The organism is Barnesiella sp. An55, from assembly GCF_002161555.1.
Lineage (GTDB): Bacteria > Bacteroidota > Bacteroidia > Bacteroidales > Barnesiellaceae > Barnesiella > Barnesiella merdipullorum.
In genome coordinates this window covers 91032-115505 of the sequence record NZ_NFHZ01000007.1, presented here as the reverse complement: position 1 = coordinate 115505, position 24474 = coordinate 91032, and the positions used below count along the sequence as shown (strand labels likewise).

General features: G+C 52.9%; 20 protein-coding genes and 1 tRNA gene. 13 read left to right on the top strand and 8 right to left on the bottom strand.

What is annotated here, in order from left to right; genetic code table 11:
- The first annotated feature begins 4 nt into the window (after positions 1–4).
- The 8 genes from B5G10_RS06090 to B5G10_RS06055 all read left to right on the top strand — a co-directional run bounded on the left by B5G10_RS06090 (position 5) and on the right by B5G10_RS06055 (position 8086).
- A complete protein-coding gene (locus B5G10_RS06090) occupies positions 5–979 on the top strand; it encodes an acyltransferase family protein (RefSeq protein ID WP_087423846.1) in 975 nt (324 codons plus the stop codon).
- Between the two features lie 14 nt (positions 980–993).
- A complete protein-coding gene (locus tag B5G10_RS06085; protein ID WP_087423845.1) occupies positions 994–2211 on the top strand; it encodes a glycosyltransferase in 1218 nt (405 codons plus the stop codon).
- A 57-nt stretch (positions 2212–2268) separates the two neighbouring features.
- Positions 2269–3333 carry a radical SAM protein gene (locus tag B5G10_RS06080; RefSeq protein WP_087423844.1) on the top strand — a complete coding sequence of 355 codons (1065 nt, stop codon included), beginning with the start codon at positions 2269–2271 and terminating at the stop codon, positions 3331–3333.
- Between the two features lie 25 nt (positions 3334–3358).
- Positions 3359–4444 (top strand): glycosyltransferase family 4 protein, encoded by a 1086-nt coding sequence (locus tag B5G10_RS06075; protein ID WP_087423843.1) that lies wholly within the window; start codon positions 3359–3361, stop codon positions 4442–4444.
- Between the two features lie 127 nt (positions 4445–4571).
- Positions 4572–5207 (top strand): DUF4136 domain-containing protein, encoded by a 636-nt coding sequence (locus tag B5G10_RS06070; protein WP_087423842.1) that lies wholly within the window; start codon positions 4572–4574, stop codon positions 5205–5207.
- A gap of 45 nt (positions 5208–5252) precedes the next feature.
- On the top strand, positions 5253–5882 hold the full coding sequence (locus tag B5G10_RS06065; protein WP_087423841.1) for an outer membrane beta-barrel protein: 630 nt from the start codon (positions 5253–5255) through the stop codon (positions 5880–5882).
- 204 nt (positions 5883–6086) lie between these two features.
- Positions 6087–7646 (top strand): capsule assembly Wzi family protein, encoded by a 1560-nt coding sequence (locus B5G10_RS06060; RefSeq protein WP_158098788.1) that lies wholly within the window; start codon positions 6087–6089, stop codon positions 7644–7646.
- Positions 7647–7648: 2 nt separating this feature from the next.
- Positions 7649–8086, top strand: coding sequence for a lipocalin-like domain-containing protein (locus B5G10_RS06055; protein WP_158098787.1), 438 nt, complete (start codon positions 7649–7651; stop codon positions 8084–8086).
- 15 nt (positions 8087–8101) lie between these two features.
- Here the strand turns inward: B5G10_RS06055 and B5G10_RS06050 are convergent, their stop codons facing one another.
- Together B5G10_RS06050 and B5G10_RS06045 are read right to left on the bottom strand one after the other, a co-directional pair.
- A complete protein-coding gene (locus tag B5G10_RS06050; RefSeq protein WP_087423838.1) occupies positions 8102–8671 on the bottom strand; it encodes a hypothetical protein in 570 nt (189 codons plus the stop codon).
- The gene (locus B5G10_RS06045; RefSeq protein WP_087423837.1) at positions 8671–10119 is read right to left on the bottom strand and encodes a DUF3078 domain-containing protein; all 1449 of its coding nucleotides are present in this window, start codon (positions 10117–10119) and stop codon (positions 8671–8673) included. The genes B5G10_RS06050 and B5G10_RS06045 overlap by 1 nt, the downstream gene beginning before the upstream one ends.
- 477 nt (positions 10120–10596) lie before the next feature.
- Between B5G10_RS06045 and B5G10_RS06040 the strand changes: the two genes are divergently transcribed.
- From B5G10_RS06040 to B5G10_RS06030, 3 genes are all read left to right on the top strand, one after another.
- Entirely contained in the window at positions 10597–12201 is a 1605-nt protein-coding gene (locus B5G10_RS06040; RefSeq protein WP_087423836.1) for a CTP synthase, read from the top strand.
- Between the two features lie 27 nt (positions 12202–12228).
- Entirely contained in the window at positions 12229–14127 is a 1899-nt protein-coding gene (gene yidC / locus B5G10_RS06035) for a membrane protein insertase YidC (protein WP_087423835.1), read from the top strand.
- Positions 14128–14225: 98 nt separating this feature from the next.
- Complete coding sequence (locus tag B5G10_RS06030) at positions 14226–14774, top strand: hypothetical protein (protein WP_143241077.1); 549 nt, start codon at positions 14226–14228, stop codon at positions 14772–14774.
- Between the two features lie 104 nt (positions 14775–14878).
- Here B5G10_RS06030 and ilvC read toward each other — a convergent pair whose 3' ends face one another.
- Genes ilvC through ilvD form a run of 5 tightly spaced genes read right to left on the bottom strand, consistent with a single transcriptional unit; the run spans position 14879 to position 20830 of the window.
- Positions 14879–15925 carry a ketol-acid reductoisomerase gene (gene ilvC, locus B5G10_RS06025; protein WP_087423833.1) on the bottom strand — a complete coding sequence of 349 codons (1047 nt, stop codon included), beginning with the start codon at positions 15923–15925 and terminating at the stop codon, positions 14879–14881.
- 33 nt (positions 15926–15958) lie between these two features.
- Positions 15959–16723 carry an acyl-ACP thioesterase domain-containing protein gene (locus tag B5G10_RS06020; RefSeq protein WP_087423832.1) on the bottom strand — a complete coding sequence of 255 codons (765 nt, stop codon included), beginning with the start codon at positions 16721–16723 and terminating at the stop codon, positions 15959–15961.
- The gene (gene ilvN / locus B5G10_RS06015; RefSeq protein WP_087423831.1) at positions 16720–17265 is read right to left on the bottom strand and encodes an acetolactate synthase small subunit; all 546 of its coding nucleotides are present in this window, start codon (positions 17263–17265) and stop codon (positions 16720–16722) included. Before ilvN ends, B5G10_RS06020 begins: the two co-directional genes overlap by 4 nt.
- 4 nt (positions 17266–17269) lie before the next feature.
- Complete coding sequence (ilvB, locus tag B5G10_RS06010) at positions 17270–18982, bottom strand: biosynthetic-type acetolactate synthase large subunit (protein ID WP_087423830.1); 1713 nt, start codon at positions 18980–18982, stop codon at positions 17270–17272.
- Positions 18983–19003: 21 nt separating this feature from the next.
- Positions 19004–20830, bottom strand: a complete 1827-nt coding sequence (ilvD, locus tag B5G10_RS06005; protein WP_087423881.1) for a dihydroxy-acid dehydratase — start codon at positions 20828–20830, stop codon at positions 19004–19006.
- Positions 20831–21299: 469 nt separating this feature from the next.
- Here ilvD and B5G10_RS06000 point away from each other — a divergent pair, with 469 nt between their 5' ends.
- Both B5G10_RS06000 and B5G10_RS05995 read left to right on the top strand, forming a co-directional pair.
- Positions 21300–23603, top strand: coding sequence for a BamA/TamA family outer membrane protein (locus tag B5G10_RS06000; protein WP_087423880.1), 2304 nt, complete (start codon positions 21300–21302; stop codon positions 23601–23603).
- A gap of 97 nt (positions 23604–23700) precedes the next feature.
- Positions 23701–23774: transfer RNA gene (locus tag B5G10_RS05995), tRNA-Arg, on the top strand.
- Positions 23775–23983: 209 nt separating this feature from the next.
- On the opposite strand, the gene B5G10_RS05990 is transcribed toward B5G10_RS05995, so the two are convergent.
- Positions 23984–24469 carry a GtrA family protein gene (locus B5G10_RS05990; protein ID WP_206396549.1) on the bottom strand — a complete coding sequence of 162 codons (486 nt, stop codon included), beginning with the start codon at positions 24467–24469 and terminating at the stop codon, positions 23984–23986.
- Between the last annotated feature and the right edge of the window lie 5 nt (positions 24470–24474).

The window sequence follows — 24474 nt, the reverse complement described above, 5'->3', positions numbered from 1 at the left end:
GCTGATGGAAAAGAGGAGAGACGTTACGTTCGACATAGCTAAGGGAATCGGTATTATACTGGTGGTCATCGGTCATTACATTCCCGCTGGTGCTCCTGAGTGGTATGAACTCTTCATTCGTTTTTTCTATCACTTTCATATGCCGCTTTTTTTTCTGATTGCCGGATTCTTTTACGAGCGTTCTACCCGACAGGAGTCATATCGAGCCTTGGTGTGGGGAAAATTCCAGCGACTGATGTACCCCTATTTTATCCTTTCGTGGGCAATCATAGGGACCAAAATAGGGGTGAGCAACTATTTGCAGGTAGATCACCCGGTTACATTCGATGCCCTGTATCGGGTGCTGTATCTCCCCGAGGCCGGCTATTTCCTGTGGTTTGTCTATGTGCTGTTCCTCATCTTCTGCATTGCACCCCTTTTCAAACCCGGCAAGCGGCTGATTGTTTTGTCTCTACTCGCCGTGGGGTTGGCATTCTGGCGTGAGGCTCCCAACTGGCTTTGCCTCGCTCAGTTGAGTCGCAATCTCATTTTCTTTGTTGCCGGCATGTGGATTGCCCGCACGTCGTGGCTCGAGCGCGTGATGTATCGCGGTTCGTTGCTTTGGCTCGGCCTTACCGTTGCCCTGGCTGTTGCCTATGCCCGGCTTCCATTGGGAGCGATTACTTCGGCCCTCTCGATTGTCCTGGGAGTAACCGGCAGTTTCATGGTGATGTCGGTTTCGCAGCTCGTTTCGCAACAGGGCCGAGTGTTTGCCCGAGTACTGAATCGGCTGGGAATCATGTCGATGACCATCTATCTTTTCCATACCTGGATTATGGGAGGAGAAAAAGCAATTTTAACACACATATTATCGGGCGGAAATATAATAGAATTCATATTTTCTGCGTTATTTATAATAGGAACGGGAATAGTCTTCCCCATATGGTTGTACCAGTGGGTGTGGGCTAAGAACAAATTTACTTCCCGGATATTTAAATAACCTGAACGCTGCCCATGAAACAACCGCTACGCATTCTGTTGGTCAACAAGTTTTACTATCCAAGAGGCGGAGATTGCATCAGCATGATCAATCTCGAGGCCTTGTTGCGTCGTTTGGGATATGAAGTGGCCGTTTATGCAATGAAATACCCGCAGAATCTGCCCTGCGAAACTTCCCGCTATTTTGCCTCGGAAGTCTCTTTCTCCGGAGACTTCGTTGATAAAGTGAAAGCTGCCAACCGGCTGTTTGGTGCGGGTGATATTATCCGCTCGTTCCAAAGACTGCTCGATGACTTCCGCCCTCAGATTGTTCACTTCCACAACATTCATTCCTATCTGTCGCCCATCGTGGTCAAATTGGCTCACGAGCAGGGGTGCCGCACGGTGTGGACCATGCACGACTACAAACTGCTGTGCCCGTCGTACAACTGTCTGTGTCGTGGCGAGATATGCGAAGCCTGCTTTACCGACCGCTCTCAGGTACTTCGACGCAAGTGCATGAAAGAGAGTGGGGTGGCCAGTGCTTTGGCCTATGGTGAGGCTTTGTGGTGGAACCGGTCGAAGTTGCAGCGGTGGGTCGATACCTTCGTTTGTCCCAGTTCCTTTATGGCACAAAAGATGAGGGCGTGTCACTACGACTACACCAAGTTGGCAGTCGTTTGCAATTTCATAGAGAAGGAGAAGCTCGATTTCTTCGATCAGGCCGAACCGTTGGCTCGGCAGGAGACCGCTCCCTACTACTGTTATGTGGGGCGTCTCTCGGAGGAGAAAGGGGTGCGGCTGCTGCTCGAGGTGGCCCAGTCGTTGCCCTATCCGCTCTATGTGGCTGGCGATGGCCCGCTTGCCGACGAACTGCGAGAGAAATATGCCTCGGAGAAAATACACTTTCTGGGACACCTCTCTTCGCGCGAGGTGGTCCAGTTGGTCAAGTATGCCCGCACACTGGTTGTCCCCTCGGTATGGTACGAGAACAACCCGCTGAGTATCATCGAGTCGTTGTGTATGGGAACCCCGGTCGTGGGATCGGAGGTAGGGGGAATCCCCGAACTGATACGCGACGGCGACGGAACCTTGTTTAGTATGGGCGATAAGCGAGAACTGGAGGAGGCTATCGTCGCTCGAATGTCGGCCGACGAAGCCGACAGGCAGGCCATTTCGCGGCGGGCCCGGGAGCGTTTCTCGGAGGAGCGCTACTGGCGAGAGTTGAAGAAAGTATATGGCATCGAAGAGTAAATAATAAAATTTGATAGACCCGGAAAAAGATATATCTTTGCACGATATTTATAAAAAATGAAGATTTCTGCACCTACCGATATAAGTATCATTACCACCTATCGCTGCCCCATGCAGTGCAAGATGTGTAATATCTGGAAAAATCCCACCGATCCCCGGCAGGAAATTCGCCCCGAGGAGTTGGAGATTTTGCCCCGGGTTAAGTTTATCAACATCACGGGGGGAGAGCCTTTTGTGCGGGAAGATTTGGATAAGATTATAGAAGTAGCGTTTCGTAAAGCGCCGCGAGTGGTCATTTCGACCTCGGGGTGGTTCGAGAACCGGGTTATCGAGCTGGCCAAGAAATTCCCCAAGATAGGCATCCGCATCAGCATCGAAGGCCTTTCACAAAAGAACGACGAGCTGCGCGGTCGTCCCGGCGGTTTCGACAAAGGATTGCGCACTCTCTTGAAATTGAGAGAGATGGGCGTGAAGGATATTGGTTTCGGTATTACCGTTTCCAACAACAACTCCGAAGATATGCTCTCGTTGTACCACCTTTCCAAAGCGCTCGACATGGAGTTTGCCACGGCCGCCTTTCACAATTCGTATTATTTCCATAAAGATGATAACGTCATCACCAATCGGGAGACGGTGTGCGCCAATTTCGCCAAACTCATCGATATGCAGATGCGGGAGAAGCATCCCAAGTCGTGGGCTCGGGCTTTCTTCAACATGGGGCTCATCAACTACATCGAGGGGAATCGCCGCTTGTTGCCTTGTGAGGCTGGTCTCATGAACTGTTTCATCGATCCCTATGGCGAGGTATATCCCTGCAACGGACTGGAGTCGAAGTACTGGAAAGAGAGTATGGGCAATATCAGAAAGGCCGGCTCCTTCGACGAGATATGGAACAGTGACCGGGCTCAACATGTGCGCGAACTGGTGCGCCGATGCCCCAAGAACTGCTGGATGGTAGGTACCGTTTCGCCGGTGATGAAAAAGCTCTCGTATGTGCGTCACCCCATGGGGTGGATACTCAAGAATAAGTTGCGTTCGCTGCTGGGAAAACCGGTCTGCATCGACAAGAAGTGGTACGATGTAGGGCAAGATCCCCGGCAAGGGAACCTCAATCGTTCATAAACCCGCAGAAAGGAGGCTCGTGGCGATGAAGATAGTCGTGGCAGGGACTCGTGGAATTCCCAATATACAGGGTGGGGTAGAGACTCATTGCGAGGAACTCTATCCGCGGTTGGCTGCTATGGGCCACGATGTCACGGTGGTGCGACGCTCGTGCTATGTAACTCCGCAAAACAAGCTCCAATCTTATAAAGGCGTTCGGCTCAAAGATATCTATGCTCCTCGCAAGAAGAGCATAGAAGCCATTGTCCACACCTTCCTGGCCATTCTCTATGCCCGTCGGGTCAAGGCCGATGTGCTGCATATCCATGCCATCGGGCCGGCTCTGCTCACCCCCTTTGCCCGGCTTTTGGGATTGAAGGTGGTGATGACGCACCACGGGCCCGACTATGACCGGCAGAAGTGGAACAAGTTGGCCAAGACCGTCCTGCGCATGGGCGAGCGCATGGGGGCGCGGTATGCCAACGAGGTTATTGTCATCTCGACCGTCATCGACAATATCCTGCGCGAGAAGTATCATCGCTGCAATGCCCATCTCATTTACAACGGTGTGAATACACCCACTCCGGCTCAGACGACCGATTACATTGCCTCGTTGGGGTTGGAGCCTCATAAATATGTGCTGGCCGTAGGGCGGTTTGTCGAGGAGAAGGGATTCGATCTGCTTGTCAAGGCTTTTGACCATCTCTTGCCCGAAGGCTATAAACTGGTGATTGCCGGCGATGCCGACCATGAAGACCGTTACTCGACCTCGCTGAAGCAGCTGGCTCGGGAGCGAGGCGTGGTGCTCACCGGTTTCATACGGGGTGCCAAACTGAACGAACTCTTTTCGCACGCCCGGCTCTTTGTGCTACCCTCGTTTCACGAAGGGTTACCCATCGTTCTGCTTGAGGCCTTGAGCTACCGTCTGCCGGTATTGGTGAGCGACATCCCGGCCAACCGGCTTGCCTGTCTCCCCACCGACGATTTCTTTACCACGGGCGATATCGGTTCACTCGAAGAGGCTCTCGCACGCAAACTGGCACAGGCCGATGTGCGTTGCCAGTACGACCTCTCGCCCTACAACTGGGACTATATTGCCCGCCAGGTCGATGCCGTGTATCATCGGCTCTGATGCTCTTCTCCTAAAAAGAAATTCTGCCATACTAAAAAGTCGGCCCGATTTCGAACCATCTCGGGCCTGTTTTGTTTTTGAGGTATAACAATTATGTTTTCACAAAACAATCAAAAACAGAACGATTATGAAAAAACTAATCCCGATTCTTTTTGTCGTAGCAGCAATCACTGCGTGCCAGAAAGAGCCCAGCCTCTCCAAGCTGGATGACGATTATGTGGTGTTTACCGATTATGATAAATCGGCCAGCTTCGGAGACTATCTCACCTACTACATGCCCGATAGCGTCCTGCTTATCACCGACAGCGAGAAAGCCACCTACTGGACCAACGACGAGGCCAACTATATCCTCGAGACCTTTGCCGAGAACATGGCGGCCCGAGGCTTTATGCTGGTCGATTCCAAGGAAGAGGCCGACCTGGGTTTGCAGGTTAGCTACATCGAGGATGTGCACTATTTTGTCAACTATCCCAGTCCCAACTGGTGGTGGGGCTATCCCGGCTACTGGGGGCCCGGCTACTGGGGTCCCTACTGGAGCAGTTGGTACTATCCCTATCCGGTCGTGTATAGTTACAGTGTGAACTCATTCCTGGCCGAGTTGGTCGATCTGACCGATCAGACCGGTACGAGCAAACGGTTGCCGGTACTGTGGGATACCTATATGGCCGGTTTGCAAAGCAGCTCTCCCCGGGTGAACCAGACTTTGGTCATTCGTGCCATCGACCAGGCCTTCAACCAGTCGCCCTACTTGACCAATCAATAACGAGACTACCCCATTTTGTATATCCAATAAAAAGAAAATCGAATTATGAAAACTATTAAACAAATATCGTTATGGGTGGTAGCTGCTGCTTGTATGGTGGTTGTGCCGACCCGTGGAAACGCGCAAGCCGTTTCGAAAACCTATTTCAATGTCGATTGGCAGTTCAATGCCCCCATGGGAAACAGCTATGCCGATAAGGCGAGCGGGTGGGGTATGAACTTCGAGGGCGGATATTATGTCATGCCCCGGTTGGCCATTGGTGCCTATATTGCCTATCATACCAACAACAAGTATATCGATCGCCAGACGTTGGCCTTGAGTTCCAGCTCGGCTCTCACGACCGACCAGCAACACTCCTTGTTCCAGTTGCCTTTTGGTATTTTGGCCAAATATCGTGTTACGACCAGCGGTATGTTCGAGCCCTACATGACATTGAAGATGGGCGCCAATTACAGCCGCATGTCTTCCTATATGCAGGCTTGGGAACTCTATCACGACACCTGGGGCTTTGCCGTCTCGCCCGAGATTGGTATCAGCATTTTCCCCAGTCCCAATTATCGCTATGGCTTGCACCTGGCCATGTATTACAACTATGCCACCAATAAGAGCAAGGTGCTCACGTATGAAATCGATGGCCGCAGCAATTTGGGATTCCGCGTGGGTGTCACCTTCTGATGCTCTCGATTCGTGACCCGTCATAACAGACCGGGGGAGGAGGTGCCTGGAAAAGGCATTTTCTCCCCCGGTTTTGTTAAATATGGAGAAGCCGGTTGCTGCATAATGATTTATATATTACTTTTGTTCCCGTCGGGAGGTCTGCCGTTGCAGATTGTCTGCCCTCCTGACGATTCGAAACAACAGTATTATAGAAATTCATATATGAGATATCGTCGTTTTTGGAACTTGCTCATCCCTGTCCTGGTGTGGTGGTTGGGCAGCTCTTCCTACTCTTATGCCCAATATTCGATGGACTATGCCGTGTCGATGGTAGGCAATGCCGGGAATGGCACTTTTGCCCCCTACTACTTCTCGGCCAACAAACATGGCCTGGTAACCCACAGCAAGAGCGGCTATCTGCGGGCTGCACTCTCGCGCGACATCGAGATGGACAAACGGTTCTCCTATGAATTCGGGGTCGATCTGGTGGGGCTACTCTCATCGACCTCGCCGGTTACCTACTACGATGCCACCCAGGGAGTGTCGCAGCGACGTCCGCAGGTCTCGGCCTTTCTCATCCAGCAACTGTATGCCGGCATCAAGTATCGCAAGATTTTCATCTCGGCCGGCAGTCGCGAACTCACCGACCCGGTAGTCAACTTTGAGTTGAGTTCGGGAGGTCTGGTGTGGTCGGGCAACTCACGCCCCATACCGCAGGTGAGAGCCGGCTTTATCGATTTTGTCGATATTCCCTTTACCAAGGGGTGGGTGCAGATCAAGGGCGACCTGGCCTACGGTAAATTCATGGACGACAATTTCTATAAAGAGCATTACAACTATTACAACCACTATATTACTACCGGTGCGCTGTATCACCACAAGTCGATTTCGTTCCGCACCAATCCCAACAAGCCTTTTGTCGTGACTATCGGGGCCGAGTTGGCAGCCCAGTTCGGGGGCACCAAGCACTATTATCTCAAGGGAGTCCGCATCGATTCACTCACGACCAAAAGTCCTACTCGGTTGAAAGACTTCTTGCAGATTCTTTTCCCTTCGTCGGGCGACGGCTCGACCAATGTAGGCGATCAGGCCTACTACTATGGCAACCATGTGGGGCATTGGAACCTGTCGGCCGAATATACGTTCAAGAACAAATCGTCGGTGCGAGGCTATTTCGAGTGGTACTACGACGATGCCTCGGGCATGGGTAAGCTCAACGGCTGGGATGGCCTGTGGGGCGTCGAGTACAAGAGCGGCCGGCAGAACTGGCTCTCCGACCTGGTGGTCGAGTATGTCGATTTCACCAATCAGGGTGGCCCCTTGAACTGGTGTCCGACCGACTATGACAACCCCCAACTGACTACCGAGGCAACCGGGTTTGACGACTATTACAACAACTATTTCTACAACGGTTGGATGCACTATGGCCTCTCCAACGGTACCCCCATGGCCAAGTCGCCCCTCTACAATACCGATGGCTATATGCGATACAAGTATAATCGCATGCGGGCTGTTCACCTGGGAGCCATGGGGTATATCGCCCCCGAATGGATGTACAAGGTGCTTGCCTCGTATCGCACCTCGTGGGGCTCGATGCAACTTCCGTTGGCCGATACCCAGCACGATTTGTCGGGATTGATCGAGTGTCGCTATACTCCTGTGAAACTGCCGGGGTGGACCTTCTCCCTCTCGTTGACCGGTGACTATGGCAAACTTTATGGCGATAAGTGGGGTGTCTCTATCGGTATTAAGAAAAGTGGAATTTTAACAATCGGGAAATGAACATGAAAAAGACCATATATCGTATTCTGTTGGGCCTGGTTTTAGGCGTGGCCATCACTTCGTGTACTCAGAACGACGGGTACATAGGCCCTATTTTTGGCAAGTGGCAACTGACCGAGATGTGGGAGAACGGTACGATGACCCCACACGACAGTATCTTCTATAATTTCCAGACCAGTATTATCCAGATACAGCTGGTTCACCGGTCGGGCCTAAACAACTCGACAGACAACTTCTATGGAAACTTTGTGAAGGAGAACGGTGAGTTGCGCTTCAACATCATGGAGCCGTCGTGGGTGGAATTCGTGTTGCCTTCGGTCCTGAAGCTGGAGCCGGTGGGGGCCGAACACATGAATGTGTTTCATATCGAAACGCTTAACTCGTCGAAGATGATTCTTACCCGCGGGGAAGACGAGCGTTTTGTATTCCGTAAATTCTGATTCCGCAACGACGATTTACAGATATCGGATGTCGCGGTTCTCGGTTTCGTCCGAAATCTGTTTGGGGTATATCTTGACAAAACCCGATCGGGGGTCGAAGAGATCTTCGAGATTCTTGGCCCTGTTTCCCGAAAAAATAATACCGTTCAAATCGGTTGTGAGTCGAGCCGAAAACCGCTCGGGCTTGAAGAGAATGGAGCCCGTGAGTTTGTGTTTATACAGCCACACGAAACAGGTGTTGGCCGCCACGCCCCGGCTCAGATAGCCTACGACGGTGCCCACGGGAGTTTCGCTTTGTACAATCGTGTCGAGTTTGACAATGCGGTGGGTAAAGATTTCGGAAAATCTCACATCTTTGAATCGCTCGATCGACACCCGCATGCCGTTTTCGGTCATGAGCCATATCCCTTCCCAATTGTCGATGGGAGCGGTATCGAAATAGTGGCGGGCACTCGGCTCGCTGTATCCTTCGAGAATAAAACTGCGGTAGGGCGGTTTGCTTTCATAGCGGCACTCCTCGTCGGTTATCGACGAGGCACTGAGTATAAATCCCGCACAAATCAAAAGCCAGGCCGCCGGTTTCATCAGAACTTATAGTTAAATCCAAAACTGAGCAGCTCTTTCAACTGGAAGTGCCCCAGGTCTTTGTTCAGCGCCAGGGCGTCGTCGTAGCGCAGGTGCACAAACAGTCGGGTAGAGAAGAACCGGTTGAGAATGAAGTCGAACGTATTCTCCAAGTCGCCCTGTACATGGTCGTAGCTGGTGAAGTAGAACAGCCGGCAGGTCCACACCATGTTGTGGTAGAACTCCCATGTAAAGCGCCCCTCGAACGACGAACCGTACTGGTTGATGCTTTTGCCCGACTTGATGCCGAAGCTGGTGGGGGCCATGTCGTTGTCGATGATGAATTGCAGGTTGTAGGAGAGCGGCGACAGCGATACCGAAGAGTCGAACTGTTTCTTCTCGTTCTTATACTGGTACGACATACCTAAACCGATATTCAGCTCGGCCGGAGAAAGAAATGCCGCAACCTTGTCGTTGGTATTGGCCGTGTAGTTCGAGAAGAACTGCGTCTTGAAGTTCAGTGTAGCCGTGTAGTACCATTTGTTGTAGGCTTTGAGACCAAACTTGGAGTTTATCTGGAACAGATCCTCGCTTATTCTCACCGAGCGTAAGGTATCCTCGGGGGCACTGTTTATATTCAGCCTCCACTGCACCAGATTCTCAAACAAGATGCGTTGCTCCTTGGGGTCGTTGTATTTGATCGAGAACTGTTGGTCGCTCAGCAGGTTCACGTTGCTGGTACCTCCCTGATACCAGTTTTCCGACACATAGACCTGCGAGAACTGTACCGACGACTGGAAGTTGATGATCCAACGTTTCAACTTAATCTTCTCTTTTCCTACATTGTTCTTGATAATCAAGGGCTTCTCCTTGATAGAGAGAATATGCTTCACCGGATCGTTCTCGATGATATATTGCTTGGGCACGTCGGGCAGATTGTCAAGGTTGTATCGAATCATCTTGGGGTAATTGACAATGACATAGTTTTGAGCCATGTTGCGAGTCTTTTCGCTTTGCGCCTCTTTTTGCAGCCATTGGTCATTCACCGAGAGCTCCTTGGGTTTGAAGGGGTCGTCCTTGGGAATCGACAAGTGTTGCAGGGGGGTGGACATCTGCTCTTTAAATACGATGGGCAGGAACAGCGGGTTGACCGGCATTTCGTTTGCCCCTTGAACCGCCTTCAGGCTGTCGGCATATTCGAGCATGTGCAGCATTTGGATAACCGGCAGCTCTTCGTTGGTCGAGTCGGTCTCCATCAGCAAGAGCAGTTTCTGGTTGGCCTCTTGCTGATATTGTATCGAATCGATGGCCGTGAGAGGGGCAGTAGTTGAATCGGCCTTTACCACTTTTACCTCGGGGGCGAGAGGTTGGGGGGTATGAGCCGTACTATCGGCCGGGCTGACCGGCATGGCCGATAAACCGGTTATGGAAAGAATACTGACGAGAATAGTGGCGATTCGTGAGCCCATAGGTCGTATATTTTTGTGTATCGTGAATTTATTCTCCCGGGACCACAAGCACGTTGTGAAGCCTCTTGGGGAGTCTCCTCTTATGTATTTAATGCAAAGATAGTGAAAGGTGAGCGTAGAGGCAAACGGAAAACGAAGTTTTCGACGTTTGACTATACCGAACCGCCTCCTTTCTTCTGGAAAGATAGTGAAAGGTGAGCGTAGAGGCAAACGGAAAACGAAGTTTTCGACGTTTGGCTATGCCGAACCGTCTCCTTGCTTCTGAAAAGATAGAGAATCCATCTTGAACAAGAGAGACAAAAGTCGGCCTGGGAGTCACAAGGTTTTGCCATTCGGGAGTCTTGGGTAGGGGCTTGGTGTCTGCAGTCTGTGGGTGTTCGGCTCGAAAAGAAATAATTATCGTGTACATTGTGCCGGTATGTAGATTATTTTTTCTAATTTTGTACCCCGTAGTGTAAATACATAAAACCATATTTTATCGTGGAAACTAAATATATATTCGTTACGGGAGGTGTGACCTCGTCGTTGGGAAAAGGTATTATTTCGGCTTCTTTGGCCCGGTTGCTTTTGGCTCGTGGATACAAGGTGACGATTCAGAAATTCGACCCCTATATCAACATCGACCCAGGAACTCTGAACCCCTATGAACATGGGGAGTGTTATGTGACAGTTGACGGTCATGAAGCCGACTTGGATTTGGGCCACTACGAGCGGTTCACCAATACGCCCACGACTCGGGCCAACAACATCACCACCGGTCGTATCTATCAGAATGTGATCGACAAGGAGCGCCGTGGCGACTATTTAGGGAAAACGGTACAAATCATTCCGCACATTACCGACGAGATTAAACGCAATATCAAGCTGCTGGGTTCCAAAAACCAGTTCGATTTTGTCATCACCGAGATTGGTGGTACGGTAGGCGATATCGAGTCGCTGCCCTATCTCGAGAGTGTGCGTCAGTTGCGTTGGGAGCTGGGCAAGAACTGTGTGTGCATACACCTTACCTATGTACCCTATATCGCTGCCGCCAAGGAGCTGAAGACCAAACCTACACAACACTCGGTAAAACAACTGCAAGAGGTGGGTATCCAGCCCGATATTCTGGTATTGCGCACCGAACACGATCTTTCGTTGAATCTGCGTAAGAAGGTAGCCCTCTTCTGCAACGTCGATCCGGCAGCCGTAATCCAGTCGATCGATGTGCCTTCGATCTACGAAGTGCCTTTGAAGATGCACCAGCAGCACCTCGACGAGATTGTACTCACCAAGACGGGAGTGCCTATCAATGGCGAGCCCCACTTGGAGCCGTGGATGAACTTCCTCCACCGCATGAAGAATGCTACCGAAATGGTGCGCATCGGGTTGGTGGGCAAGTATGTCGAACTCCCCGACGCCTACAAGTCGATTAACGAATCGCTCTTCCAGGCCGCCACATACAACGATCGCAAACTCGATTTGCAATACATTCACTCCGAGAAGCTGAACAGCAGCAATGTCGAGGAGATGCTCTCGTCGCTCGACGGTGTGGTGATAGCCCCGGGATTCGGGCAGCGAGGTATCGAAGGCAAGTTTGTCGCCCTCAAGTATGCCCGTGAACACGACATTCCCACCTTTGGCATTTGCCTGGGTATGCAGTGCATGGTTATCGAGTATGCCCGCGACGTGCTGGGTTATGCCGATGCCAACTCGACCGAGATGGATGTGACCACCAAACACAACGTCATAGACCTGATGGAGGAGCAGAAGAGCATCACCAACATGGGTGGCACGATGCGTTTGGGTGCCTACGACTGCGTGTTGGCCGAAGACTCTATCGCTGCCAAGGCCTATGGCACTACTCACATACGCGAGCGTCACCGTCACCGTTTCGAGTTCAACAACGAGTATCGCAAAGCCTTTGAAGATGCCGGTATGCGTTGCGTGGGCGAGAACCCCGAGACCCACTTGGTCGAGGTCGTAGAGGTACCCTCGTTGCGTTGGTATGTAGGTGTGCAATATCACCCCGAGTACAACAGCACCGTGCTCAATCCCAACCCCATTTTTGTCGATTTCATTAAAGCCGCAATTTCGAAAAAATAAATTTTTTAGTAACTTCAAAACCGAAGAATGGATAAGAACACGATTTATGGTCTTGTACTGATGGTGGTGGTTGTACTGCTCTTCTCGTGGTGGATGCAACCCTCGCCCGAGCAGTTGGAAGCTCAACGCCGGTACAACGACTCCATTGCTGCCGTCGAGGCAGAACGTATGGCCGAAGCCGCTGAGGCAGCCGCTCCGGCTCAAACCGATACCCTGTCGCCCGAGATGGCCGACTCGCTCAAACAGGCCGGACTGGTTGCCCAGTTTGGCGAGTTCGCTCCCTGTGCCGAGGGTACCGAAGAGTTTACGACACTCTCCAACAACAAGGTTACGTTGAAATTTTCCAATAAGGGCGGTCGCCTCTACGAGGCCGTGCTCAACGACTATATGGCCTATGACTCGACGCAGGTGACTCTCTTCACCGGCGATGAGAACGACTACGGCTTTATCGTGCGCACCAATGCCCGGGTAATCGACACCCGCGATCTCTACTTCGAGCCTGTGGTCAATGACAGTACGGTCGATATGACCCTCACGCTGGCCAACGGCAGCCGCCTGGGTATCCGCTACACCTTGCCCGAGGACAGCTATATGCTCAAGATGGATATTTGGCAGAAGGATATGGACCGGGTAATTCCCTCGAGCGTGGTCTATTGGGACTTCATGTGGGACCAGAAGATGCGCCGTCAGGAGCAGGGCCGCATGTTCGAGGAGCGCAACAGTGCCCTCTACTACAAATTTGTGGGCGACGATGTGGAGCATTTGAAAGAGTCGGGTAGTGACGAGGAGAAGGCAACCACCAGCCTCAAATGGATCGGGTTTAAGAACCAGTTCTTCTCGACCGCTTTCATTGCCGACAACAAGTTTAACGATGGAGCCTTCACTTCACAGGCCCTCAAAGAGGACAAGTATCTGAAACTGTTCCATGCCGAGAGTACCATCGACTACGATTCGAAAGAGCCGCAGGTAGCCGGGTTTACGATTTTCCTGGGCCCCAACTCCTATCCGCTGTTGTCGTCGTATGACGACGGGCGTTCGGGCGATCAGACCCTCGATCTCGACAAGCTCGTGCCGCTGGGATACAAGTTCTTCCGCTGGATCAACACCCTCATCGTTATCCCCGTATTTACCTTCCTGGGCAAGTTCTTCAGCAACTACGGTATTATCATCCTGTTGTTGACGATATTCATCAAACTCGTGCTGTTCCCCTTCACCTACAAGTCATACAAGTCGCAGGCCCGCATGCGGGTGCTGGCTCCGCAAGTCAAGGAGATTAACGACAAGTATCCGGGACAGGAGAATGCCATGGAGCGTCAACGCCTCACGATGGACCTTTACAGCAAGGCCGGGGTCAACCCCATGGGTGGCTGTCTGCCGCTGCTGTTGCAGATGCCTATCCTCATTGCCATGTTCACCTTCTTCCCCTCATCAATTGAACTGCGGGGTGAACCGTTCTTGTGGGTTAAAGACCTCTCGACCTACGATGCCATTGTTAGTTGGGATACCTACATACCGCTCATCACTCCCTACTTTGGCAATCACATCAGCCTCTTCTGTCTGTTGATGACCATCACCAACTTGATTTACACCAAAATCAACATGCAGAATACGGCCGGCCAGCAGCAGATGCCCGGTATGAAATTCATGATGTATCTCATGCCCATCATGTTCCTCGTATTCTTCAACAACTATTCGGCCGGCTTGAGCTACTACTACTTCCTCTCGCTGTTGATTACGATTATCCAAACCTATATTTTCCGCAAGAGTATCAACGAAGAGAAGGTGTTGGCCGAGTTGAAAGAGAACCAGAAGAAACCGCGCAAAAAGAGTGGCTTCATGGCTCGCCTCGAAGAGGCTCAACGCCAACAACAGGCTGCCCTGCGCGAGCAACAGAAACAACGCGCCAAACAGCAACGTCGCCGATAAGCGTATCGATATTTTATTGAGTAGAGAGGCGCTCTCCCGAGTAGGGGAGCGCCTCTCTTTTTTCGTTATAGCTATGGAACTGAATATATGGAATAGCCATGCGATTGAAAAAACTTGTCTATGTCGTTGTCTCTGTTTTGAGTCTTTCGCCCCTTGCGGCACAACAGGTAGTCTCCACCCATTCGGTATCGGTCGAGATAGCCGGACTGATGTATGCCTATGAGTGCCCGCTGGGCAACCGGTTTTCGCTCGTGGCCCGGGTTGGTACCCAGGCTGGTATTCAATATTCGTCGTATAGCTTTTTGGGGGTGAGCGAACGTCGCTGGAGTGTAGCCCTCTATCCCACGCTCTCGGTAGAGCCGCGCTATTATTACAACCTCTCGAAACGCTACGAGGCGGGGAAGAATACGTTCAAGAACAGCGGCGGATTCCTTTCCTGCAATGTGCAGTATTATTTCCCGCCCTATTACCGCCGTCATGTCGAGAGCCAGGGAGGCTTTGTAGTGACTCCCTTTTGGGGATTCCGGCGGGTGTGGTATCGTCACCTCCTGTTCGAACTGGGCGGGGGGCTGAACCTTATCTCGACCGATTTCAAAAGCGTATCGGTTGGTCCGGCTTTCAATGTGCGGTTGGGGTATCTGTTTTAGTTTAATCTGTTTCTAAGGGGTTGTAAAAAATGAGAGAGGCTCCCGTTCCCCCAGGTTGGGGAATCGGGAGCCTCTCGCTATATAAACTTAACCTATGGCCTTGATTAGTTGTTCTCGGGACGCAGCTTGCGCACGGTGACACCGGCTTGCCACATTTCGCTTTCGCGCAACTCCTTCAGCTCCTGGTTCAATCCATCGCGGTATCCCTCTTTGCTGTTGGCATCGATTGAGCGTTGAGCCTCGTTGCCTTTGGCTACCTCGTCATACAGTTCTTCGAATACCGGTTTGGTGGCATCGCGGAAACGCTTCCACCAGTCGAGGGCACCCCGCTGAGCCGTAGTCGAGCAATTGGCATACATCCAGTCCATACCGTTCTCGGCAATAAGCGGCATGAGCGATTGGGTGAGTTCTTCGACGGTTTCGTTGAAGGCCTCCGAGGGGCTGTGCCCGTGGGCCCGCAGCGTGTCGTATTGGGCGGCAAAGATACCTTGGATGGCTCCCATGAGGGTACCGCGTTCGCCGGTAAGGTCAGAGTAAACCTCGCGTTTGAAGGTGGTCTCGAACAGATAGCCGCTGCCTACCCCGATACCCAGTGCCAGCACTTTCTCCTTGGCGTGTCCGGTAGCATCCTGGAATACGGCATAGCTCGAGTTGAGGCCACGACCTTGCAGGAACATGCGGCGCAGACTTGTACCCGAACCCTTGGGAGCAACCAGCACTACATCGATGTCGGCCGGCGGTATGATGCCCGTGCGCTCCTTGTAGGTGATGGCAAAGCCGTGCGAGAAGTAGAGTGTTTTGCCTGCTGTGAGGTGCTTCTTCACCACAGGCCACAGCTCGATTTGAGCGGCGTCGGAGAGCAGGTATTCGATAATCGTGCCCCGCTTGCAGGCCTCCTCGATTTCGAAGAGGGTTTCGCCGGGTACCCAGCCGTCGGCCACAGCCTTGTCCCAGGTCTTGGAATTTTTACGTTGGCCCACAATCACGTTGAAGCCGTTGTCGCGCAGGTTCATACTCTGTCCCGGGCCCTGTACGCCATAGCCGATGACAGCGATTGTTTCGTTCTTAAGTACTTCTCTTGCTTTCTCCAAGGGAAACTCTTCGCGGGTGACTACGTTCTCGTCAACACCGCCAAAATTCATGATAGCCATGTTCTTTTTTGTTTTGAGGTTATTGAATTGTATTTATCTGTTTTCAAAAATAATGCGTCCTTTGCAGTAAACCGTTTTGTCGTCGCGTATCTCCAGAGCAAAGTTGTCGGGAGCCTCCTCGGCTTTGAGCAGTTGCAGCGGGGTACCGTAGCGGGCCTCGTTGGCGTAGCTTATCTCGAACCGGTGTACCCGTTGGCGGTCATACCGCTCGAGGTCGAAGAGGTCGAGCAGATGCTCGATATACTTCACGCTGTTGACGTGCCGGTTGAGGTCGATGTCGATGTAGCCCACCCGATGGGTAGCGGGAGAGTCGTCGTGCACGTCGCGCACCCGCGATTGCTTGTCGATGGGGCAGGGGCGGTCGGTGATGTTGCGGGTGATGTATTCGAGCTGGCTGAGATCGACCGAAGCCCGGGTAGCCAGGTCGATAACTACCCATATCGTGCGGGCATAGCCGCAGGGATTGCCGTTGGCGTCGTAGATGGCAAAGTTACGCGACGAGAAGTGCTTGTTGTATCCCTCGATCCAGGTCTCGAGCGTATAGCACTCGTGGATGCGCGGGTAGCGGGACATCTCGATGCTCAGGCGCGAGAGTACCCACACCTGTTGTTTCTTGATGAGGTCGCTGTAGCCGATGCCCCACGACTCGGCGTGCAGGGTGGCCACCTCGAGAATTCGTTTTACCAGCAGGGGCAAAGGCAGTTCCTGCTGGGCGTTTCCCTCGGCCGGCTCTACGGTATAGCTGTGGGTATAAACCGGTTGAACGGGCGATTCCGATAGTTCTTGATTCTCTTTCATAGTTGGTTTTGTCGATATTGTTGTTCTTGTAGAAACAGACTCACGTGCTCGACGGTCGATTTGGTGATGGCCACGCGGCCCGACCGTACGAACTGCATCAGTTCATACCGGCTCAACTCCTCGAAAAGGGCTTGGGTTTCGTCGGTGTGCCCCGACTTCTCGATAACCGTGTAGGTGCGGTTTACCTCGAGTATGCGGGCATTGTGTTTGCGCACCAGCTCTTCGATGTGACTGTCGTCGAGCAGCTTGTCGGTAGGGACTTTGTAGAGCGCTACCTCCTGGAACACGATTTCGTCGTCGGTGTAGAAGAAGGCTCGCAGCACGTCGATGCGTTTTTCGATTTGCTTGACCAGCTTCTCCATCATGTCGCGATTGCTGTAGGTGGTGATGGTGAATTTGTGTATTCCCTCGATGGCCGAGGCCGATACCGACAGGCTCTCGATGTTGAGCTGTCGTCGTGTGAAGATAGTCGAGATCTGGTTGAGCAGGCCCACCTGATTCTCGGAGTAAACGGTTACGGTATATAATGTCTTGTCTGTCATAGGTCTATTCATATTTTTCGGTAGCGTTGAGCATGATGTGGGTCACACAGGCTCCGGCGGGAGTCATGGGGAATACCATACCGTCGGGGTCGATTTGCACGTCGAGCAGGTAGGAGCCCTTGTGGGAGAGCATGCGGTCGATGGCGCCGTCGAGCTCTTCGCGGGTGGCTACCCGTTCGCCATCGATGCCATAGGCGGCGGCAATCTCGGTGAAATCGGGGTTGAGCATGGGAGTCTCGGAGTAGCGGTGGTCGAAGAAGAGTGCCTGCCACTGTCGCACCATACCCAGGAAATTGTTGTTGAGAATGATAATCTTCACATCCACGCCATACTGCATGATGGTACCCAGCTCCTGGATGGTCATCTGTATGCCACCGTCGCCGGTGAAGAAGCAGACGGTGCGGTCGGGGGCACCTATCTTGGCGCCGATGGCCGCTGGGAGACCGAATCCCATCGTGCCCAGTCCGCCCGAAGTGACGAGGCTGCGCGGACGTTTGAATCGGTAGTAGCGGGCCGATAGCATCTGGTTCTGACCCACGTCGGTTACCAGAATACTGTCGTTGCCGGTGGCCTCCGATACCTTGCGGGCCACCTCGCCCATGTTCATCAGCGGCTTTTGCGGGTGTATTTCGGGTTCGATTACCTTGGCCTGTTCCACCTCTTCGCATGGGGCAAACGACTCGAGCCACTCGGTGTGGCGAGCCGGCTCGACCCGTGGATTCAGGGCCTGCAGCACGGCACGGGCATCGCCCAGTACCGACACGTCGCATCTTATGTTCTTGTTGATCTCCGAGGGGTCTATGTCGATGTGGATGATGCGGGCCTGGCGGGCATATTGGTTCACGTCGCCCGTCACCCGGTCGTCAAACCGCATGCCTATGGCGATGAGCAGGTCACACTCGTTGGTCTTGATGTTGGCGGCCACGCTGCCGTGCATGCCCAGCATACCCTTGTAGAGCGGGTGGTCGGTAGGCATGGCCGAGAGCCCCAGCAGGGTGCATCCCACCGGGATGTCGGCCTTCTCGGCCAGTTCGGCCAGTTCGGCTTCGGCTTGTGCTATGATTACCCCTTGGCCGGCCAGGATAAAGGGCTTGCGGGCCTGGTTGATGAGACGGGCCGCCTCGTCGATTTCGTTCATGTTGATGGCCGGGTTGGGGTTGTAGCTGCGGATGAACTGGCAGGGTTGGTAGTCAAACTCGGTCAATCCCGTCTGGGCATCCTTGGCGATGTCGAGTACAACGGGCCCGGGACGTCCGTTACCGGCGATGTAGAAGGCTCGAGCCACGGCCCAGGCAATCTCTTCGCTGTGACGTATCTGGTAGCTCCATTTCGTGACCGGTTGGGTGATACCCACCACGTCGGTCTCCTGGAAAGCGTCGGACCCCAGCAACGACGAGCCCACCTGCCCGGTGATGACGATGAGCGGTGTGCTGTCCATCATGGCATCCGACAGGCCGGTGATGATGTTGGTCGCCGCCGGTCCCGAGGTGACCAGCACTACGCCTGTTTTGCCCGATACCCGGGCATACCCTTGGGCGGCATGGGTCGCTCCCTGTTCGTGGCGCACGAGGATGTGGTTCACCCGGTCGCGATAGTCGTAAAGCACGTCGAATACCGGCATGATGGCTCCGCCCGGATATCCGAAGATATATTCTGTATGTTCTGCAATCAAGGCTCTGATGAGAGCCTCGGCTCCGCTTATTTTTTCTTTTGCCATAGTTTCGTGTAGTGATAGAGTTTAGATGATGCGAACGGCTCCTTTGTCGGCCGAGCTTACCAGAGCCGCATAGGCCTGAAGGGCTTTCGATATGGTGCGTTCCCGGCGCCGGGGGGTAAATGCCTCTTTGCCTCGGGCCAGTTCGTCGGCTCGTCGGCGGTCGAGTTCGGTGTCATCGACCAGTAGCGTGATGCTGCGACGGGGAATGTCTATCTCGATGAGGTCGCCGTCGCGCACGAGCCCGATGTTGCCACCCGCCGCGGCTTCGGGCGAGATGTGACCAATCGACAGTCCCGAGGTGCCTCCCGAGAAACGTCCGTCGGTGATGAGGGCACAAGCCTTCCCCAGGTGTTTCGACTTGATGTAGGAGGTAGGATAGAGCATCTCCTGCATGCCGGGGCCACCCTTGGGTCCCTCGTGGGTAATCACAACCACGTCGCCGCTCTCGACCTGGCCGCCGAGTATCCCCTGGCAAGCCTCTTCCTGCGATTCGAACACTTTGGCCCGGCCTTTGAAATGGAATATCTTTTCATCGACTCCGGCGGTCTTGACAATGCAGCCGTCTTGGGCGATGTTGCCGAAGAGTACGGCCAAGCCTCCGTCTTTCACATAGGCGTGCTCAAAGTCTCGTATGCAACCGTTCTGGCGGTCGGTATCGAGTGTGTCGTAGTAATTCTCCTGTGATCCCAGCACCAGGTTGAAGCGGTTGCCCGGGGCGCTGCTCCACAGCTGCCGGGCTTCGGGCGGGCAGTTACCGTTGCGTATGGCGTAGGCTTCGATGGTCTGGGCCAGGCTTTTGCGATCGACCCGATGCACGGTGGTGTCGATGAGGCCCTGGTCGGCCAGGATGGCCAGTATCGAGAGGATACCGCCGGCCCGATTTACATCCTGTATGTGGTAGTGCGAGTTGGGGGCTACCTTGCAGAGCACCGGCGACCGACGCGAAAGGCGGTCGATATCGCTTATCGTGAAATCGACACCGGCCTCGTGGGCGATGGCCAGCAGGTGCAGCACCGTGTTGGTCGAGCCTCCCATGGCGATGTCGAGGGTCATGGCGTTGAGGAAGGCGGCCCGGGTTGCTATCGATCGAGGCAACACGCTCTCGTCGCCGTCGCGATAGTAGGCATAGCTGTTCTCGACAATCTGTCGGGCCGCTTCGACAAAGAGACGTTCTCGGTTGCGGTGGGTAGCCACGATGGTACCGTTGCCCGGCAGGGCGAGGCCGATGGCCTCGTTGAGGCAGTTCATCGAGTTGGCAGTGAACATGCCCGAGCAGGAGCCGCAAGTGGGGCAGGCGGCATGTTCAACCCGGCGCACCTGCTCGTCGTCAATACTCTCGTCGGCCGATTCGACCATGGCATCGATCAGGTCGAGTCCCCGACCGTCGAGTTGCCCTGCCTCCATGGGACCTCCCGACACGAAGAGGGTGGGGATATTCAGCCGCATGGCTGCCATGAGCATGCCCGGTGTAATTTTGTCGCAGTTGCTTATGCACACCATGGCGTCGGCTTTGTGGGCATTGACCATATATTCCACGCTGTCGGCGATGAGGTCGCGCGAGGGCAGCGAGTAGAGCATGCCGTCGTGCCCCATGGCTATGCCGTCGTCGATGGCAATGGTGTTGAACTCGGCGGCGAAGCACCCCAGTTTCTCAATCTCCTGTTTCACACGTTGCCCTATCTCGTGCAGATGTACATGACCGGGAACAAACTGGGTAAACGAGTTGACAATGGCAATGACGGGACGTCCCATCTGCTCGGCTTTCATGCCGTTGGCTCGCCATAGGGCCCGGGCTCCGGCCATCCGTCGCCCGGTTGTACTGGTTGCGCTTCGTAACTGATGTTTCATCATACGTTTTGTTTTCAAAAAAGAAAAACCTTTCCGCCAAGGTGGAAAGGTTTTACAATTACTCTTAATTAATTATATCTACGAATAAGTAACTACATACGCCTTTCCACCTTACCGACTCACGACAATAAGTTCGCTAATAATGACCGATAGTGAAATGACATGTAGTATCATAAAATCAAGCTATGTGATTAATGGTATTGCAAACGTATAACTAATTTGTGAGATAAACAAGTTTTTTGAAAGAAAAATTGCGATAGAGGTTAAATTTTGCTTTTGTTTTGCCGGTTTTTCAATCACGTATATATATTGTGTAGTTTGTCGTGTTTGGGGGGTCGATCGGATGGCTCCTTTCGGCTAAGCATCTCTCGGTGAAAAGGCGGAATTTGAAAAAATAAAGTGTATATTTGCAAGGTTTTATTGACAAGAAAGAAATAGGTTTAATCAATTTATTCGGGGAACCTTGAACATGCGTCGTTTCATAACTGCTTGTGGGGTCGCTGTTGCCTGTGTGGCGATGGTGGCGTGTAGCCCTACCCGTCATGTCCCAGACGGTAGCTATCTGCTCGACCATGTGAAGATAGAGACCGACGATAAAGGGGTGAAACCTTCGGACCTGAAGTCGTATCTGCGGCAGGAACCCAACCATCGCATGTTTGGTCTCTTCCGTTTTTCGCTGGGCATGTATAATCTCTCGGGCAACGACTCGACCAAGTGGTTCAACCGGTGGGTGAGGAATGTGGGTACGCCGCCGGTTATCTATGACCCGTTGCTGATGGAGAATTCTCGGTTGCAGATGGAGAAGGCCATGTACAACAAGGGATACATGGCGGCCCGGGTAGAGGCCGATACCACCTCGCACGGCAAACGCATGGATGTGGTCTATCGGGTCTCGGCCAATATGCCGCACTACATCGATGATATCAACTACCAGATTGACAACGACACCCTTTCGCGACTGATCGAACGGCGTTTCTCGCGCCATTCGCTCCTGAAAAAGGGCGACAATTTCGACCGGAACGTGCTCGACGAGGAGCGGCAGCGCATCTCCGATATCTTGCGCCGCGACGGTTTTTATGCCTTTAACAAGGAGCTTATTACCTATACGGCCGATACAGCCGACCACTCCAAGGCGGTCGATCTGACCATGAATATCCGTCCCGATTCGGCGGTCAACGCTTCGGGCTACCGTCCCTACGAACGCTACTACATGCGCAATATCTACTTTGTGCTTTCCTATGACCCTACGGCGACCGACGCCATCGATGTGTCCAATGCCGGGGAGTATAAGAACTACTATTTTATCGAGGGCGAGCGACCCTACATCCGTCGCGAGACGCTCGTGGAGAACTGCTTTATCAGGCCGGGGCTCCTCTTCAGCAGCCGCGATGTCGATAATACCTATACCGCTTTTGGCCGGTTGCGCATTGTCAAGTATGTAAATATCCGGTTTGAGCCGGCCGGCCAGGATGCTGAGGGCAGAAATGCACTCGACTGCTACATTCTGCTCAGCGAAGACAAAGCCCAGTCGGTATCGCTCGAGGTCGAGGGTACGAACTCCGAGGGCGACCTGGGGTTTGCCGTGGGGGCTACCTATGAGCATCGCAATATCTTCAAGGGCTCCGAGACCTTCTCGACCAAAGTGCGTGGTGCCTACGAGAGCCTTTCGGGCGATTTGAGCGGACTCATCAACGACCGTTATACCGAGTTGGGTGGCGAGGTCGGCATCACCTATCCCAAGTTCCTCTTCCCCTTCCTGCGCACCGATTTCCGTCGCCGCATGAAGGCCAGCACCGAGTATAGCGTGAACTTCAACTTCCAGCAGCGACCCGAATATACCCGTGTCATTTGGGGAACGGCCTGGAAATACAAGTGGACAACCAATAGGGGGTTCTTCCGTCACAATTACGATTTGATCGATATCAATTACGTATATCTGCCTCACAAGACCGACGACTTCCTCGAGACCATCGCACCCGACAACCCGCTGCTGCGATACAGCTACGAAGACCACTTCATCATGCGCATGGGATATACCTTCTATTGCTCCAACCTCAACCCCTCCAATCCCGTGCAGCGGCGCACCAACGTCTATACTCTGCGGGCTGCCGGCGAGGTGGCGGGCAATGTGCTCAATGCCTTTTCGAGACTCACCTCGAAGTCGCAGCCGGCCGACGGGTATAAGATTTTCGGGATACGCTATTCGCAGTATGCCAAGTTTGACTTCGATTACAGCTTTACCCACCTTATCGACGAGCGCAATTCGGTGGCTTTTCATGTGGGCGGGGGGATAGGCATACCGTATGGAAACTCCGATATCTTGCCGTTTGAGAAACGGTACTACTCGGGTGGTGCCAACAGTGTGCGGGGATGGTCGGTGCGGACCCTGGGTCCCGGTAGCTACAACGGCAACAACTCGGTGTCGGAGTTTATCAACCAGTGTGGCGATATCCGCTTCGACATGAACCTCGAGTATCGGGCCAAACTCTTCTGGAAAGTGGAGCTGGGTGCCTTTATCGATGCAGGTAACATCTGGACCATACGCAACTACGAAGCACAGCCCGGTGGGCAGTTCCGCCTCGACTCGTTCTACAAGGAGATAGCTCTGGCCTATGGACTGGGTATCCGTCTCGACTTCAACTATTTCCTGCTCCGCTTCGACTTGGGTATGAAGGCCTACAACCCGGCATCGGGTCAGGAGCACTGGGCCATTGCGTCGCAGAATTTCAAGCGCGACTCGGCCTTCCATTTTACCGTAGGCTATCCTTTCTAAACTTTCAAAGCTGCTCTTTTCACTAAAAAAAGTGGAATTATATATTTGGAATATCGCGAAATATCCCTAACTTTGCAGCACCTTTTTATGAAAGGTCGGTTGAGTAGCTCAGCTGGATAGAGCAACAGCCTTCTAAGCTGTGGGTCTTGGGTTCGAATCCCAACTCAATCACCCTCGAGGGAGTGAACGCAAGTTTACTCCCTTTTTTATTTCTATATTCTATATACTGTTTTAGGTGCGATTCGTGCAATAGAGTAGGGCGAATTGCTCTTGTTGATCCAGAGAAATGTTGTGCCGAGAAACTTCAAGGGCTGTACAAAACAAAGCGTTGTTTTGTACAGCCCCTGAATATGTCTTTGTATTTACTGTTTTGCAGCGGGTCATGCGCCCATGGAGTCGCACTCTTCGTTGCCGCTCTCGCCAATATTGCTGACTTTTACTTGCTTGCGCGATTTGAATACCAGCATATCGGCCACCAGATAATTAAAGAGCCCCGAGATAAGCAGTGCGGCCAGGTTGCAATAGATTACATCCCACATGAAGATGCGCTCAAAGATGAGCAGGAATACCATCTTGATCAGGAATCCGGCTCCCGATGAGATGTTGAATACGATGAACCTGTGGACGAAGTCGCGGGCAGAGCGATGCTCCAACCGGCTTTTCCATATCCAGAAGTAGGAGCACATGAAGTTGCTCAGTACGGCAAATTCGAAGCTGATGGTGGGCGAGAGTATGACTCTGCCGAAGTAGCTGCTGAAGATATAGTCGGAGCATATCCACAATACAAATGTATCGACCCCCGTACCAAACAGGCGGCTGACTACGAATTGCAGATAGATGCGCAGTTTTAATACCCCAGCTTTCACGGCCT

Bases quoted from the DNA above. Each gene is read 5' to 3' on its own strand.
- B5G10_RS06090 (WP_087423846.1), top strand. From the start codon at position 5: ATGGAAAAGAGGAGAGACGTTACGTTCGACATAGCTAAGGGAATCGGT.
- B5G10_RS06085 (WP_087423845.1), top strand. From the start codon at position 994: ATGAAACAACCGCTACGCATTCTGTTGGTCAACAAGTTTTACTATCCA.
- B5G10_RS06080 (WP_087423844.1), top strand. From the start codon at position 2,269: ATGAAGATTTCTGCACCTACCGATATAAGTATCATTACCACCTATCGC.
- B5G10_RS06075 (WP_087423843.1), top strand. From the start codon at position 3,359: ATGAAGATAGTCGTGGCAGGGACTCGTGGAATTCCCAATATACAGGGT.
- B5G10_RS06070 (WP_087423842.1), top strand. From the start codon at position 4,572: ATGAAAAAACTAATCCCGATTCTTTTTGTCGTAGCAGCAATCACTGCG.
- B5G10_RS06065 (WP_087423841.1), top strand. From the start codon at position 5,253: ATGAAAACTATTAAACAAATATCGTTATGGGTGGTAGCTGCTGCTTGT.
- B5G10_RS06060 (WP_158098788.1), top strand. From the start codon at position 6,087: ATGAGATATCGTCGTTTTTGGAACTTGCTCATCCCTGTCCTGGTGTGG.
- B5G10_RS06055 (WP_158098787.1), top strand. From the start codon at position 7,649: ATGAAAAAGACCATATATCGTATTCTGTTGGGCCTGGTTTTAGGCGTG.
- B5G10_RS06050 (WP_087423838.1), bottom strand. From the start codon at position 8,671: ATGAAACCGGCGGCCTGGCTTTTGATTTGTGCGGGATTTATACTCAGT.
- B5G10_RS06045 (WP_087423837.1), bottom strand. From the start codon at position 10,119: ATGGGCTCACGAATCGCCACTATTCTCGTCAGTATTCTTTCCATAACC.
- yidC (WP_087423835.1), top strand. From the start codon at position 12,229: ATGGATAAGAACACGATTTATGGTCTTGTACTGATGGTGGTGGTTGTA.
- B5G10_RS06030 (WP_143241077.1), top strand. From the start codon at position 14,226: ATGCGATTGAAAAAACTTGTCTATGTCGTTGTCTCTGTTTTGAGTCTT.
- ilvC (WP_087423833.1), bottom strand. From the start codon at position 15,925: ATGGCTATCATGAATTTTGGCGGTGTTGACGAGAACGTAGTCACCCGC.
- B5G10_RS06020 (WP_087423832.1), bottom strand. From the start codon at position 16,723: ATGAAAGAGAATCAAGAACTATCGGAATCGCCCGTTCAACCGGTTTAT.
- ilvN (WP_087423831.1), bottom strand. From the start codon at position 17,265: ATGACAGACAAGACATTATATACCGTAACCGTTTACTCCGAGAATCAG.
- ilvB (WP_087423830.1), bottom strand. From the start codon at position 18,982: ATGGCAAAAGAAAAAATAAGCGGAGCCGAGGCTCTCATCAGAGCCTTG.
- ilvD (WP_087423881.1), bottom strand. From the start codon at position 20,830: ATGAAACATCAGTTACGAAGCGCAACCAGTACAACCGGGCGACGGATG.
- B5G10_RS06000 (WP_087423880.1), top strand. From the start codon at position 21,300: ATGCGTCGTTTCATAACTGCTTGTGGGGTCGCTGTTGCCTGTGTGGCG.